Source organism: Tumidithrix helvetica PCC 7403, assembly GCF_965232925.1.
Taxonomy (GTDB): domain Bacteria; phylum Cyanobacteriota; class Cyanobacteriia; order Pseudanabaenales; family Pseudanabaenaceae; genus Tumidithrix; species Tumidithrix helvetica.
In genome coordinates this window covers 269,979-283,903 of record NZ_CBDDRA010000001.1, presented here as the reverse complement: position 1 = coordinate 283,903, position 13,925 = coordinate 269,979, and the positions used below count along the sequence as shown (strand labels likewise).

Here is a 13,925-nt window from a genome sequence, read left to right as displayed (position 1 = left end):
GCATCGCGAGCTCCATCACCTCATGGGAAGTTTGTATGTCAAAGGCTCCAGTTAGCTCATCCGCGAGAACCCGTGCAGGTCTATTCACCTGTGAGAGTACCTAAGCAAATTACAAATACTCTATTTTGCCCATCATTTCGTCAGAAGAAGCAACTTCATAAAGCAATATTAGCGTTCTGATAATATTGCCAGTAGAACGAGCATCTTTACGACAATAAGCAATTCCATGATGCTCATGACCATGATGCGCTATCACCAACAAATCGTCATCATGGGTGATAAGAATTCGTTTTTGAGTATTCGCAAACATCAAGTGTTCCATATCACTTTTGCCAAGTAACCCGACCTCTCGTGGAGTGGTAACATCAATTCCAGCGCTCCTCAAACCCTGAGCGATCGCACGATTGACATTTTCATCAAGATGGTAACGAATCCGTTCTGACATTCCTTAATACTTTGATTTTTTCTTGCAAAACAGAAGGATAAATAGGACGCAGGGAATCTGCAAAAGCTTCAGAAGCTTGAATACTCTGATCAATAGCCTCTTTATTGTCATAATAAAACGACATCGCAGCATACACTTCTGCTAAAGTGAGATCGTATTCTACGGCAACTTCTTCGAGTGACTGTCCCAAGCGTAGATAAGCGATCGCTACATCGGCAACCGTGATACGTCTACCAGCAATGCGTGGTTTACCACCGCGAATCTCAGGCGCAATCTCAATATAACGTTCAAGTGTGACCTTCATTATTTTCTTCCTATATTTGAGTACTTAGTTCCATAATTTTAAAAAAATCGATCAAGATTTACCGATTCTAGCCTATTTTTAACTTGAGGTAATTAATCCATCTTGCACGCGAATGATACGTTTGGTTTGGGCGGCGATATCGGGTTCGTGGGTGACAATTACGATGGTGATGCCGCGATCGTTCAGTTCGGTGAGTAATTTCATCACCTCTTGAGAAGTGTGGGTGTCTAGGGCTCCCGTTGGCTCATCGGCAAGAACCAGTGCAGGTCGATTGACCAAAGCCCGCGCGATCGCTACCCGTTGCTGCTGGCCTCCCGAAAGTTGACTGGGACGATTGCTCATGCGATCGCTTAAACCCACCATTGTCAAGGCTTCGGCGGCTTGTTTGCGGCGTTGCGCTTTAGGCACGCTGGCATAGATCATCGGTAACATCACGTTCTCAAGGGCTGTGGAACGCGCCAGCAGGTTAAACTGCTGAAATACAAACCCAATACGGCGATTGCGAATGTAGGCGAGTTCGTCATCATCCATGCTGGTAAGATTTCTATCTTCTAAGAGGTAGCGACCTGTAGAGGGGCGATCTAGACAGCCGATGATATTCATCAGGGTAGATTTGCCAGAGCCTGACATACCCATAATCGCTACATATTCTCCTTCAGCAATGGATAGATCGATCCGCTTCAAAACTGGAACATCGACTTCACCCAAGCGATAGGTTTTAGTAATTCTCTCCATCTCAATCATATTCTATTCTCCTATAACTATTCTGTGAAGGATTGCCACCTAACATAAATCCCTGCTTTTACCCCCCTTAATCCCCCCTTGCCCTAGCCGCGAAACGACTTCCCGCAGGGTAGGGGGGAGATTGGAAATTTAGTTCCCTCTCCTTTTAGGGGAGGGTTAGGGAGGGGTCTTCTTAATCAATCGCTGCGTAAAGCGTTAATAGGGTCTAACTGAGCGGCATTACGAGCGGGAACGACGCCTGCGATTAGTCCCACCAACATTGATAGACCAAAGGCAACCACGACGGATAATCCTGAAACAATGAAGGGAAAGTTAAAGATTGTCGCTGCGCCAAAGGCGATCGCAATGCCAAATACAATGCCAATCGTGCCCCCAAAGCAAGAGACAATCACTGCCTCGGTGAGAAACTGGTTGAGAATTGCGCGTTTGGTTGCGCCCACGGCTTTGCGAATGCCGATCTCTCGCGTCCGTTCCACGACGGAAACTAGCATGATATTGGCAATGCCAATGCCGCCAACGAGTAGGGATATCCCCGCGATCGCACCGATCATGACCGTAAATAAGCCCACAATGTTCGTAAAGGTGCTGATAATATCGGCTTGGTTAGTAATCCGAAAATCATCAGGTTGACGTGCGCGAATATTATGGCGGAGGCGGAGTAAGTTCGTTACCTGAAATTGGGCATCATATAACTGTTCTTCATCGCTTGCTTTCAGCCATACGCCACTGATCGAGATTCCTGAGAGCGAATTATTGCCGACAATCCGAGCTGACATGTTTTTGAGAGGAATGTAGACGCGATCGTCTTGGTCTTGTCCTCCCGTATTTCCCTTAGATTCCATTTCACCAATCACTCGATAGCGATAACCTTGAATGCGAACGTCCTGTCCAATTGTTTGACGACAGAATAAGTCATCACGCACTTTTCTGTTATAGATCTCATCTTGTATCGGTCTACAAAATAAATCATTTCGCACTTTCGTGCCTAAAGCCACAACTGCCGCTGCTGTATCAAATTCTTCTTGACTAAAAAATCTTCCTTCTTGAGGATTGATATTGCGAACTTCCGAGAAATTTAAATCTGTACCTTGAACTTGGGTAGATGTGTTCTCTTCGCCATAAACTACCTGTGTCTGACGCTGCAAGTAAACCGTATGTCCTATTACCGCAGGAGCTTGTTTAGAGATCGCTTTGGCATCTTCCCACGTTAATGTTGAAGTGTTGACCCCTGAACTGATGCCGCCTGTTCTGGAAGATACAGATGTCACCAAAAGCAAATTGGAACCTAAAGCTTGAATCTGTTGCTCCGTAGACTTTTGCACGCCTTGCCCTACAGAGGTAATAGAGATTACGGAAGCAATACCTATAATCACACCCAACATGGTTAGTGCTGTTCGCAGTCGATTGCTCCAAAGGGATTCGATCGCCATCGCTAGGACTTCGCTGAGGGAGACTGAGATTTTACGAGATCGCGGCAGGTCGGGAAAGCGATCGGGCATCTTTGATGATTTTGGTTTTAACAGTTTGAGCATAGGGAATTACTGATAAAGTTGCTTTCTGATTTCGATAACTTTTTGGATATCTGCCTTAAACCCCTCCTCATCTCCACTATTTTTTTTGGCTTGGCTGCGCAAGCCATAGGCTTCGATATTTTGAGGATCGATCGCGAGGATCCGATCGGCATCTTCGATCGCTTTGTCATTGTCTTTTGTGGTGATATAGGTGCGTCCTCGTTGCAGATAAACCGTCGGATCTTTGGGATAGAGCGCGATCGCCTTGCTAAAATCGTCAAGAGCAGCTTGAAATTGTTTGAGTTGACGGTAGGCTTCACCGCGATCGAGATAGGCTTTGCGATCGGTAGGATCGCCTTTAATCAAAGCATTCGCAGTCTCTATTTTAGAGAGCAGGAAAGATTTTTGGGTAGGTTCGTCCGTACCCTGTTGTTTGGAAAGTAACACAGCCGTTTTAGTATCTTGTTCTGCTCCTACCGTGTCACCTAGCATTTGCCGCAGGGAACCTCGCATATCGTAGGCATCGATATTATTAGGGTCGATACGTAGTAGATCGTCGATCGCTTTGAGCGCCTCAGGAAACTTTTGCTGCCCGTAAAACAACTGAATTCGTCCCTCATAGGCAAGTAAGTTTTTAGGATTTAAACGGATGGCGGCGTCAAAGTCCTTGAGTGCATTTCGATCGTCTTTGAGGGATATCCACGCACTTCCCCGCAGCACGTATCCATCACCATCTTGAGGATTGAGTTCGATCGCTTTTGTATAGTCAGCGATCGCATTCTTGTAATCTTGAATGATTAACTTGGTATTACCACGGTCGAGATAGGCTTGACGATCTTTGGGATTGGCGGCAAGGATCTGATTTGCTAAAGCCAACTTCTGCTCGTACATCTTTTTTTGATAACGATTCGCCTGTTGCTTCGCCTTTTTAAATTCTCCAAGTTCGGCATAGGGGATTAAAGTATTGCCAAACTTCGCGATTGCGGCGATCGGCATTCCCAGCAAGCAGATTAGATAAACGATGCCCAAACTAAATCTGGTAAATCGACGCGATCGGACATTTTGAAAGCGTTGTAGGCTGCCTTTCGCGAGATTGTAGCGCTTGTAAAAGGTAAGGTCGCTAAATTTCAGCGATCGCATGGCGTCATAGATCTGTGCGAGCAGTTCCTGTTGGCTGGGATTCTGGGCTTTATTCTGGGGCCTGTTTGAGGCGGGCAAATCGCTTTCCTTTTGCAATTGCTCTTGCTTGCGAATACTCGCTACGAGTTTGGCACTGCGCCAACTATTGGGAATCGAGAGCGCAACGACAACGCCAATTGCCCCAATTAGAGAACCTCCCGTCCGATCCATGACTGCAATAAACAGGAAAAGCACCACTGCCATCACCTTAAAGATGACATCAGTAAATGGATAGCGTGAGAACATCAATAAATCGACAATTCTGCCCCCATCGAGCGGATAAATCGGCAGTAAATTGGCAAAATTGAGCCCGATCGCCATCCACATCGCTTCCGTCAGCCATTGAGGATAGATCGCACCTTGAGATAGACCAAATGCCAGACCTAAGCCAATTAACAATCCTGGTAAGGGACCCGCCAATAAAACGATAAATTGTTCTGTGACGGAAGCATCATGTTTGCGACCCGTCGCCGCCGCCCCAAACAGTGGAATAAAAAATACGGATGTATTCGTATAGCCGCAGAGTCGCATCGCCAGCCAATGTCCAGCCTCGTGAAAAAACAGTACAGCGACTAACACGAGGAGCCCACTAGCATTCGGGAACCATGGCAAAAACGAAATCAGGAAGACAACTAAACTGCCGACAAATATCCAAATACCGAAACCGCGTTTTATACTTCCCTGTTCGACCTGCTGCATGCGATCGAAACCCTCGATTTCTAGCTCAATTGGAACCTCAACCCGCAGGCTAGGATTCTCTTTAGCTAACTCTGCCCGTTTCTTGAGCATGGCAACGGCTTTACTGTTGCCGTTTCGGAGCTTAATCGCATGATGCCATGCAAACTTCCAGTTTAATTGAAACCTAGGCTGAGATGATGCTTGAGTCTTCTTTTTGTCGGGAACCAGCGAAATTTGTTGCCGTTCTAGGAGGCGATCGATATAACGCTTCCCTCTAACTTCTAAATCTTCAATATACTCAGCAAGTGTCAGTGTCCTTGATGATTTACCAATCTCTCTTACCTTGTCACAATGACTTTGCCATTGATACTCCATAGATACTGCATAGGGATCCCAAACCGTCGTGTCGGGAAGATCGCCGATGAGTCCATAAGCTTTCCCACTCATGGTCAATAGGGTTGTCCCGTCCTCAAAGCGGTTATAAAGCTCCACATCAAATAGGTTCGCAGGGTCAGCAAGGTGGCGAAAGTAAACTTCAGCATAGGTGTGATACTCAGGATGACAAAGCAGTATGCCATAGGTAGGATTTGGGCTGAGTGGAATGCTAGGGCTTAACTTTAGATAGGTTAAAAACTCAAAGCCCATCGCTTCTAATTCTGCAATCTGAATCTGAAACACATCGATAAAGGCAGGTGGTATATCTTCGGCTTGAATCTGCTCGTAGGATGAATATTGAAGTACTATCTTTAAGAGCCTTTGATAGACAATCAGATAGTTGCTCCCAATCAGGAGGGCGTAAACAGCTAGACCATAGAGAATCCAAGAGTTCATAGAAGGCGATCGCAGTTATTTAGAGAGGTAGTCTGGATAGCGAATCGATCGAGGGGATGAAACAATTCGTAATGCTACCAAACTTACAGAATCATGTCATTTACTATACATTCACTATTCACCCTTAGCTAACCCTTAGCGACCTCGCGATGGCTGCATTCCCGGTACGCCAACGGGAATATTGGTTTGGGGACGCATTCCTTCAGGGAACGAGATTAGGATGTTTTCATTACCCGTTAAACCTGATTTGACCTCGGTTTTATCGTTAGACGTTATGCCTATGACAATGGGGGTAAACACAGATGCTCCACTTTCGTTCTTAACATAAACCCCTGTCACCGATACGCCTTTTTCTACTTTCCTAACGATCGCGACCGTAGGCACAACCAGCACATTGTCCAGTTTCCCTACCTTAAATTCCATATTTACATTCATGCCCGAACGCAGTTGCTGTTTGTTCTCCGAAACAATGGCAGCTTTTACTTCAAAACTGGTGACATTTTGAGTTACGGTTGATTGAGGTGAGATCTGCGTTACTTTTCCCTTGAATGTTTGTCCGGGATAGGCATCTGCTTGAATTGTTACCTCTTGCCCTATCTTGATTAGAGCAATGTTCGTTTCCGCCACATTCGCTACGACTTGATTATTACTCGCCAGTGACAAAATCGAAGAAGAGGTTGCTGAAGAAACTGAGCTACCTGATGTTGCAGGGGAAACAAATGCCCCTGGATCGGCATATTTACGCGCCACAACGCCATTAAAGGGAGCGCGAATTATCGTATCTTCGATTTGCGATTGAATCGTCAGTAGAGATCCCTGCGCTGCGATCGCCTGTGCCTCTGCCTGAGTAATATCTTCAGGACGCGAACCCACCTGTTGTAGCGACAAAGCTTGTTGTGCTTGCGCTAACTTGGCTCGATTGGCATCGCGGGTGGCGCGAGAGTTCTCAAAGTCTCTTTGCGAAATTGCGCCACTGTTATAGAGTGCTTGGTTTTGTTGAAAAGTGAGTTCGGCTTGACGCAAATCGGCTTGCGCTAAGGTCACGCTTGCCTGAGCTTGGGCAATGTCTTGCTCGCGATTACCCGCACGCAGTTTTTGGGCAGTGGCTTCGGCGGCAGTGAGTTGTCCTTGGGCTTGGAGCAATTGCCCTTGTAGATTGGAATCATCCATATAGGCTAGGATTTGCCCCTGCGTTACGCGATCGCCTTCCTTGACTAACAGACTCTTGAGACGACCTGAGTTTTTGGGACTGACGTTGATCGACATCTCAGGCTGAACCGTGCCATTGGCTGGCACTGTAATTGGAATGCTAACCCGCTTTACGGCAACAGTTCGAGTCTCGCGGATAGGTGGCGAAATATAGGTTTGAAACACATAAAATCCACCTGCCCCGATCGCACCTAAAACAAGCAACGCAATCAATGTCCGCTGAATCGGAAATCTCCGCTTGGGCTTGGCTGGGGGGGCATCCAGATCGCGATCGTTAGGATTTCGATCCAGCACCGTTTTGCTTTCTTGCTCTTGTTGTGGATTTAGATCTTGTTCAATCATCGAGCCTGCCTATGTTTACGGTAAAACTTGTAACCCATCTTGCCAGTTAAGAGGTTGTATATAGTTAAGATCGACCCCCTTGACTTTAGACGGTTTCTATCAAGATTTCGTTCAAATTGAATTTCAAGCCTCAAGCTTATACTTTTGGCTCAACCATCCAAGGGATCCTAGATGATTGCTAGAGATTTGACATCCAACAAATGCCACAAATGATACATGACTTTCGTCATATGTTTCCTGTTGAAAAGTTTTAGCTATGTACCTTACCGTCGGGCATGGTTGCACCTTGCAATTCTGCCCCAGCTAAATTGGCACTGCTTAGTTCGGCTCGATTGAGCAATGCGTTTGTTAGATTGGCATCACTTAGATTCGTTCTGGCTAAATAGGCTTCGATTAGATTAGCGCCGATCAAGATTGCACCACTCATATCGGCGCGACTCAGGTCTGCACGCGTCAGCTTTACATCTGTAAGATTTGCGCCTTTGAGCTTGATGCGACTGGCTTTGACATCAGGCATTACCGAAGAATTTAAACTTACGCCTGAGAGATCGGCACCTACTAAGATTGCACGTTCTAACTTCGTGTTTGTCATAATTGCACCCGTTAGAGATGCATAGCTAAGATTTGCTTCAGATAAAAAAGCCCCTTTAAGGTTAGCCCCATTTAGTTTCGCTTCTGTAAGATTTGTGCCACTCAAGGTAGCCTCTTGTAAATTTGCGCCTCTTAGGTCTGATTTATTCAGATCGGCTCCTGTGAGATTTGCCCCCCTGAGATCGGCCATGCGTAAATCTGCGTTACTCAGATCGCTGATATTACGTTTCCGTTTCACCTCCATGCCTTGTTGCTCGCTCATACTTCTCTCTTGGCGCAGGTTTGCCCCACGCATACAAGCCCCTGCTAGATTTGCTCCACTGAGATTGGCTGCTCGCAGATCGGCATCAATTAAATTGGCATCCATAAGGTTAGCGAGCGTTAAATTTGCACCAAACAAATTGGCACTTTGAAGCATCGCCCCATGCAAATCAGCATTGCTTAAATTTGCCGTACTCAACGTCGCCAAATTTAAATTAGCACCGCTAAATTTTGCGTCGATTAATGTAGCACCCCGGAGATTGGCACGGGTTAGACAGGAGAAAATAAACGCAGCACTGTGCAAATAGGCTTTGGCAAAGTTTACATCTAGTAAATCTGCTCGACTGAGATTGGCTCCGCCAAGACGTAAACCGCTGAAATCGGCTCCACTAAAGTCCATTTCCCCTGCGGCATATCGGCTCAACAATTCATTGGCATCCATAGCTAAATTTTAGGTAGCAATATGCTGTGACTTGATTATGGCAGTACTACAATGAGTGTACAGGTAGGAACCTTTCTATAGGAACAAAAGTCCAATATGTCTAAAGTGGACAAAAAACCTATGTGCCTTGGTCAAAGCCATAGGCTTTATTGGTCATAACTTGTAGCGTACTTTTAAAACAACATTAACTAAGCTTTGAGGTAATTGTGGTGAGTAACTGGTTTACATCTCTAATCAAGTTTGCACGGCAATTCATCATGGGTGGGCTGCGGCGTTATCAGCGGTTTGCGATCGCTTGTCTACTGACCACCCTATTGGCAATTAATTTAAGTCCGAGTTCGGCGATCGCGCTTGATTTTGGGGACTTATTTCGGATCTTGCCCTCGGCAATCCAAGTGATTCAGCTTTCTAATGTCTCTGATAATGATGAAGTGAATCTCGGTCGCCAGATCAATGCTCAAATCTCTCGCCAAGTTCCAATTAGTCGAGATCGCAATGCCAATCGATTGGTTAGACGGTTAGGTGAAATGCTCGTGCCCAATAGCGATCGGCCCAACATTCCCTACACCTTTCAAGTTGTTGACGATAATGGCATTAATGCTTTCGCTACGATGGGAGGCTTTGTCTATATCAACACAGGGACAATCGCGGCGGCAGACAATGTTGCCCAACTAGCCAGTGTAATAGCCCATGAAATGGGACATATTGGTGGTCGCCACTCTTTAGAACAAATGAAGCAAGCTGCAATTACCCAAGGAATTGCTACAGCGATCGGTGTTGAGAACGACCAACTCGTTGGATTGGGAGCGAAATTGGCTTTACAACTACCCCTAAGTCGCGAAGATGAGTTTGATGCTGACCGACGTGGTCTATTGACGATCTCTCGTGCGGGGTTTGCACCTCAAGCTATGCCTGCCTTTATGCAAAAGCTGATGAATTCGGGAGGTGGGACACCTGACTTTTTAAATTCCCACCCTGCAACACCCGATCGCATTAATGCCCTGAACGAACAAATTCGCCAAAATAATTTGGCAAGTGCGGGTGGTGGCTTAAACGATCGCGAATATCAACGTATCTGGAGATCGCGCTATCGTTAATGATTGAATATTCACCAATGTTTCAACTGGTAACAGATTTTCACCATGGCGCAGGTACAGCTAGAGAAAATTGCAAAGCGGTGGGCAGGCTCTGATGGCATCGAAGACATCAACCTCAATATTCCCGATGGTGAGTTTTGGGTGTTTGTAGGGCCTTCGGGCTGTGGCAAGTCTACGATTTTACGCATGATTGCGGGGTTAGAGACACCAACAGTAGGTAATATCACGATTGGCGATCGCTCGGTCAATCATATGCCTGCTCGTCAGAGAGATGTGGCGATGGTGTTTCAAAACTATGCCCTCTATCCACATATGACCGTGGCAGAGAACCTTGCATTTGGGCTAAAGATGCGTAAGGCTGACCCTAATACAATCAGCGATCGGGTTCTGGCAGTGGCAAAATCTCTCAGCATCGAGCATCTCTTAAAACGCAAGCCGACTCAACTTTCGGGGGGGCAACAACAACGGGTAGCTTTAGGACGCGCGATCGCCCGCGAACCGCAGGTATTCTTGTTAGACGAACCGCTATCAAATCTCGATGCCCAATTGCGCGATGACACCCGTGCTGAGCTGAAGCTGTTGCATCAAAAATTGGGCATTACGATGATTTATGTCACCCACGATCAGACAGAAGCGATGACCCTCGCCGATCGAATTGTCGTACTCAATCGTGGCAGAATTCAGCAAATTGGCACACCTGCGGAAATCTACTATCAGCCCCAAAACCTTATGGTTGCGACATTTCTAGGCAGTCCACCCATGAATGCGATCTCAGCCATCTATCAAGACGAACTACTTACGATTGGCGAACAGAACTTCACCTGTCCCGAACAATGGCGATCGCTGCTACAATCGGCGCAAGGTCAAAAGGTTCTGATTGGAATTCGACCAGAAAACCTAAATCTAGTTCCTTTGGAAAGTGATTCCTTGCAGGATGCGTCCCAACCCAATGGCAGTAGTTCTATATTACTAACTTTACGTGTCGTAATTGTGGAACCATTGGGAAGTGAAACACTGATTCGGGCTTGTCTGCCTGACGATCCTTCGCAAGTCCTACAAATCAAAATCCGTTCCACTTCTTCTCGAATTCTTTCGTCAATACCTGCGTCGAAAGACCTGATAGGTGTCTCTTTCAGTTCTGACGATCTATTCCTATTTGCTCCCGAAACAGGAATCAGATTGGCATGATTTCTCCCCTACAATGAAAAACTTATCTAAAAATCAGAAACAATTATGAATCGTCGTAAAGTACTCTCTTGGTTTGGGCTTGGATGGCTTTTTAGTGGGGTTCCTACCCTACTAACCGCTTGCTCCAACGAACAAGCAACAACCCCATCCCAAACTACGGCTGTTGCAACTACCTCTGCGCCTACCTCTGCGCCTAAAAGTGGTTTTCGCGCTGTGGGAACCATAGCACAACTAGAAAAAGAGGGGCAAATCAAAGCAGAGAGTGTTTTAGTCGTTCGCGATCGCAGCAATCCTACTACACCCTTAGCCGTCAATCCCACTTGTACCCATAAGGGCTGTACGGTAGATTGGAAAGGTGGCGAGTTTGTTTGTCCTTGCCATGGAGCAGTATTTGGCCCTGATGGCAGCGTTCGTAAAACACCTGCTAAGGAACACCTAGCAACCTATGCCGTGAAAGTGGAAAATGGTCAAGTTTTGATTGCTTCTAAATAAACTGTATGCATAGCGATCTCCGAATCTAGATCCAGCAGAAGCCCGATCTAGATCGGAGGTAAATTGTATCTCACAATGAATTTTGATAACTGAGGGCAATTACAGCGTTAAAGATTGTGCATTGGTTTCAATCAGCTTCGCTAGATCCTTTAAAAACTGAGCTGCATGAGCGCCATAGATTACTCGGTGATCGCTGGTCATATTTACCTGCATTTGGCTACGCACGGCGATCGCACCATCCGCAGTTGCCACGACTTGGGGCTGGGAAGTTCCCACCGCTAAAATTGCACCTGTTCCTGGTGGCAAGATCGCATCAAAGCGATCGACCCCAAAAGTGCCCAAGTTAGAGATTGTGAACGTACCTGTACTGTACTCATCAGGTTGAAGCTGCTTCGTTCTTGCCCGTTCGACCAAAGATTTCCAGTTGCGTGACAAGGTATAGATATCGGTTTGATCGGCTTTAGCTAAAACAGGTGTAATCAAGCCACCGTCATCCATAGCCACCGCTACGGCAATATTGATATCACTTTTGTAAGCAATCCCTTGCTCGGTAAATGAGGCATTAATTAAAGGATGCTTTTGTAAAGTCATAGCGACGGCTTTTGCCAGCAATGCGGTCATGGTCACACCCTTAGATTTGATCTGTTTGTAAAGCAGATCGAGAGCAGTGGTTGTAATCGTATAACCCACATGGAATGTTGGTATGCCCAGACTGACATTCATATTGCGCACGACGGCATTTTGGAAAGTCGTGAGTGGCTGTACGGAACCCAAAGAGGGAGACACAGGTGTTTTTGCTGGAGTTGACAACGGTTTTTGAACGGTTGGCTGTGCGGCTGGGGCGCTTGTAGGAGTGCTAGGCGTACTGGCTGGGGTGCTTGCAGGTGTAAGATAAGCCTCAACATCGGCGGCTGTAACACGACCATTTGGTCCAGTACCGACAATTGTACTGAGGTCAATGCCCTTATCTTTGGCGATGCGCTTGGCTCTGGGCGAGGCAATCAGACGGGATGGCGATGCAGTTGGGGCTTTGGGCGTTGACGTAACAACATCAGGAATTGACACGACTTCAGGAGGCTTGGCTACGGGTGCGGGCGCAGGTGTGCTGGTAGTGCCTGCACTGGTTACTTTCTTTTCAGCTTCGGCTATTTCTTCTTTGGTCTCAGCAACATAGGCGATCGCCATACCTACAGGCGCACTTTCACCCGATGGGACGACGATTGCACCTAAATAGCCTTCATAGAAGCTTTCTACATCCATGTCAGCCTTGTCAGATTCCACAATCACCACCGTCTCGCCTTTTTCAACTTTATCGCCAGGAGACTTGACCCATGAGGTGATCTTGCCCTCAGTCATGGTGGAACTTAAAGCAGGCATGAAGATTTCGTAAATCATAATGACATTGATAAAAATACTGACAGAATCAAGGACTGGCGGGCATAAGCCAACCTAAATCTTAGCTTGTTTTGGCGAGATTTCAGCGATTCCTTGCAGGATGCGTCCCGCCGCTTTAAGCCGTAGGTGCGATCGGTAGAAACTCTTTTTAGGAAAAGCATTCAGACTATAAGCATGATTGACGATCGACCTAACCACACCCGATCGCGATCTCTTTGGTTTTAGGGTACTTGCTGAGTAATTTCTGAAATACTTGAAAGTCAAAACTTCTGGGATCGATGCGCGAACCCGAACGATCTACAGCTCTGTGGGTGGTGATGCGATCGGGTGCGACTGAAGTTTTAGCGACGAGCCAAGCCAAAGATCGATATTGTGCGCTGGTATAACCACTGTGGGTATCTCCATCGTGCATGCCATCCCATGGCGTCTCTAGAGAAATGTGATAGGCAAAGTTATTTACAGAACTAGATAAACGGGGATTGGTCTGCACCGTTTCTTCGCCTCGCGCACTGCGAAACACCGATTCACCAGCACCAAACGCTCGCTTGTCAGGAGGCACAAAATAGACAATCGTTCCATCTTGCGAAATTAAGGTGTGATAGCTGGCTTGCTCATCTTCATCGGCATGGAACGTCTGGAAAAAGTTGATGACACTACTGGCCGAACCTACGGTTTCATGCAGCACAACGATCGGAGCTTGGTTGAGCGGCTTGCCCGATAGATCCTTAAGATAGCGATCGCCATAATTGCTCGGATCGGCTAAAGCAATTATCTCTTTTGGCGCATCGTTGGGCTTTTTGCTCGTTGCAAGGGATGTAGCGGATAGCTTAGAAGCTCTCGCAGATACTGTTGTGGCTGGGGTTTTCGCTGTAGATCTGGCTATACGAGGTTCTTGGCGAAACCGAGCCAACGCGATCGGGGTAGAAGTTAGCGCCGCAGGCAGAGAAGGATTGGGTGGATTGATAGGTGGCTGTACAACACAACCAGGCTTGGGGGCAAACTGATTGAGGTAGCCTGAAGTGGCAGAAAAATCTGTGTTAGCTCGATTTTGGATGACAAAGTCAGCATCTGCGACAGAATAGGTTCGTGCTGGCTCGACCAGAACGATCAAAAAAATTACAGATAAAAAACAAGCGATCGCGACGAATATCTTTGATTTCATACTTACCATTTTGAAATTCCTAGGCGATCGCTTGCTGTAAATTTGGGTACGAAA

At 46.6% G+C, this 13,925-nt stretch carries 13 protein-coding genes and 1 pseudogene; 3 read left to right on the top strand and 11 right to left on the bottom strand.

Features of this window, described 5'->3' with window-relative positions:
* Window positions 1–7: 7 nt before the first annotated feature.
* The 8 genes and pseudogenes from ACP2WE_RS01180 to ACP2WE_RS01145 form a co-directional block, all read right to left on the bottom strand.
* Window positions 8–88 (bottom strand): annotated as a pseudogene (locus tag ACP2WE_RS01180) (macrolide ABC transporter ATP-binding protein); the annotation flags it as partial.
* Between the two features lie 21 nt (window positions 89–109).
* The gene (locus ACP2WE_RS01175; RefSeq protein ID WP_425213775.1) at window positions 110–445 is read right to left on the bottom strand and encodes a DUF5615 family PIN-like protein; all 336 of its coding nucleotides are present in this window, start codon (window positions 443–445) and stop codon (window positions 110–112) included.
* Window positions 417–749, bottom strand: coding sequence for a DUF433 domain-containing protein (locus ACP2WE_RS01170; protein ID WP_425213774.1), 333 nt, complete (start codon window positions 747–749; stop codon window positions 417–419). Before ACP2WE_RS01170 ends, ACP2WE_RS01175 begins: the two co-directional genes overlap by 29 nt.
* Window positions 750–827: 78 nt before the next feature.
* Window positions 828–1,493: an ABC transporter ATP-binding protein gene (locus tag ACP2WE_RS01165; protein ID WP_425213773.1), complete on the bottom strand. Its 666-nt coding sequence runs from the start codon at window positions 1,491–1,493 to the stop codon at window positions 828–830.
* Between the two features lie 176 nt (window positions 1,494–1,669).
* Window positions 1,670–3,025 carry an ABC transporter permease gene (locus tag ACP2WE_RS01160; protein ID WP_425213772.1) on the bottom strand — a complete coding sequence of 452 codons (1,356 nt, stop codon included), beginning with the start codon at window positions 3,023–3,025 and terminating at the stop codon, window positions 1,670–1,672.
* Window positions 3,026–3,031: 6 nt separating this feature from the next.
* Window positions 3,032–5,692, bottom strand: a complete 2,661-nt coding sequence (locus ACP2WE_RS01155) for a tetratricopeptide repeat protein (RefSeq protein WP_425213771.1) — start codon at window positions 5,690–5,692, stop codon at window positions 3,032–3,034.
* A gap of 135 nt (window positions 5,693–5,827) precedes the next feature.
* Complete coding sequence (locus ACP2WE_RS01150) at window positions 5,828–7,243, bottom strand: efflux RND transporter periplasmic adaptor subunit (protein ID WP_425213770.1); 1,416 nt, start codon at window positions 7,241–7,243, stop codon at window positions 5,828–5,830.
* A gap of 250 nt (window positions 7,244–7,493) precedes the next feature.
* Window positions 7,494–8,537, bottom strand: coding sequence for a pentapeptide repeat-containing protein (locus tag ACP2WE_RS01145; protein ID WP_425213769.1), 1,044 nt, complete (start codon window positions 8,535–8,537; stop codon window positions 7,494–7,496).
* Between the two features lie 209 nt (window positions 8,538–8,746).
* Here ACP2WE_RS01145 and ACP2WE_RS01140 point away from each other — a divergent pair, with 209 nt between their 5' ends.
* The 3 genes from ACP2WE_RS01140 to ACP2WE_RS01130 are packed head-to-tail and all read left to right on the top strand — an operon-like array spanning window position 8,747 to window position 11,314.
* Complete coding sequence (locus ACP2WE_RS01140) at window positions 8,747–9,634, top strand: M48 family metallopeptidase (protein WP_425213768.1); 888 nt, start codon at window positions 8,747–8,749, stop codon at window positions 9,632–9,634.
* Window positions 9,635–9,679: 45 nt separating this feature from the next.
* Window positions 9,680–10,822: an ABC transporter ATP-binding protein gene (locus ACP2WE_RS01135; protein ID WP_425213767.1), complete on the top strand. Its 1,143-nt coding sequence runs from the start codon at window positions 9,680–9,682 to the stop codon at window positions 10,820–10,822.
* Window positions 10,823–10,867: 45 nt separating this feature from the next.
* The gene (locus ACP2WE_RS01130; RefSeq protein WP_425213766.1) at window positions 10,868–11,314 is read left to right on the top strand and encodes a QcrA and Rieske domain-containing protein; all 447 of its coding nucleotides are present in this window, start codon (window positions 10,868–10,870) and stop codon (window positions 11,312–11,314) included.
* 99 nt (window positions 11,315–11,413) lie between these two features.
* Here ACP2WE_RS01130 and ACP2WE_RS01125 read toward each other — a convergent pair whose 3' ends face one another.
* Genes ACP2WE_RS01125 through ACP2WE_RS01115 form a run of 3 tightly spaced genes read right to left on the bottom strand, consistent with a single transcriptional unit; the run spans window position 11,414 to window position 13,871 of the window.
* Entirely contained in the window at window positions 11,414–12,709 is a 1,296-nt protein-coding gene (locus ACP2WE_RS01125; RefSeq protein ID WP_425213765.1) for a dihydrolipoamide acetyltransferase family protein, read from the bottom strand.
* 54 nt (window positions 12,710–12,763) lie between these two features.
* Entirely contained in the window at window positions 12,764–12,907 is a 144-nt protein-coding gene (locus ACP2WE_RS01120; RefSeq protein ID WP_425213764.1) for a hypothetical protein, read from the bottom strand.
* The gene (locus ACP2WE_RS01115) at window positions 12,900–13,871 is read right to left on the bottom strand and encodes a peptidoglycan recognition protein family protein (RefSeq protein WP_425213763.1); all 972 of its coding nucleotides are present in this window, start codon (window positions 13,869–13,871) and stop codon (window positions 12,900–12,902) included. The genes ACP2WE_RS01120 and ACP2WE_RS01115 overlap by 8 nt, the downstream gene beginning before the upstream one ends.
* Between the last annotated feature and the right edge of the window lie 54 nt (window positions 13,872–13,925).

What these genes read in the sequence shown, in the direction of transcription:
- ACP2WE_RS01175 (WP_425213775.1), bottom strand. Translation starts at nt 445, where the DNA reads ATGTCAGAACGGATTCGTTACCATCTTGATGAAAATGTCAATCGTGCG.
- ACP2WE_RS01170 (WP_425213774.1), bottom strand. Translation starts at nt 749, where the DNA reads ATGAAGGTCACACTTGAACGTTATATTGAGATTGCGCCTGAGATTCGC.
- ACP2WE_RS01165 (WP_425213773.1), bottom strand. Translation starts at nt 1,493, where the DNA reads ATGATTGAGATGGAGAGAATTACTAAAACCTATCGCTTGGGTGAAGTC.
- ACP2WE_RS01160 (WP_425213772.1), bottom strand. Translation starts at nt 3,025, where the DNA reads ATGCTCAAACTGTTAAAACCAAAATCATCAAAGATGCCCGATCGCTTT.
- ACP2WE_RS01155 (WP_425213771.1), bottom strand. Translation starts at nt 5,692, where the DNA reads ATGAACTCTTGGATTCTCTATGGTCTAGCTGTTTACGCCCTCCTGATT.
- ACP2WE_RS01150 (WP_425213770.1), bottom strand. Translation starts at nt 7,243, where the DNA reads ATGATTGAACAAGATCTAAATCCACAACAAGAGCAAGAAAGCAAAACG.
- ACP2WE_RS01145 (WP_425213769.1), bottom strand. Translation starts at nt 8,537, where the DNA reads ATGGATGCCAATGAATTGTTGAGCCGATATGCCGCAGGGGAAATGGAC.
- ACP2WE_RS01135 (WP_425213767.1), top strand. Translation starts at nt 9,680, where the DNA reads ATGGCGCAGGTACAGCTAGAGAAAATTGCAAAGCGGTGGGCAGGCTCT.
- ACP2WE_RS01130 (WP_425213766.1), top strand. Translation starts at nt 10,868, where the DNA reads ATGAATCGTCGTAAAGTACTCTCTTGGTTTGGGCTTGGATGGCTTTTT.
- ACP2WE_RS01125 (WP_425213765.1), bottom strand. Translation starts at nt 12,709, where the DNA reads ATGATTTACGAAATCTTCATGCCTGCTTTAAGTTCCACCATGACTGAG.
- ACP2WE_RS01115 (WP_425213763.1), bottom strand. Translation starts at nt 13,871, where the DNA reads ATGAAATCAAAGATATTCGTCGCGATCGCTTGTTTTTTATCTGTAATT.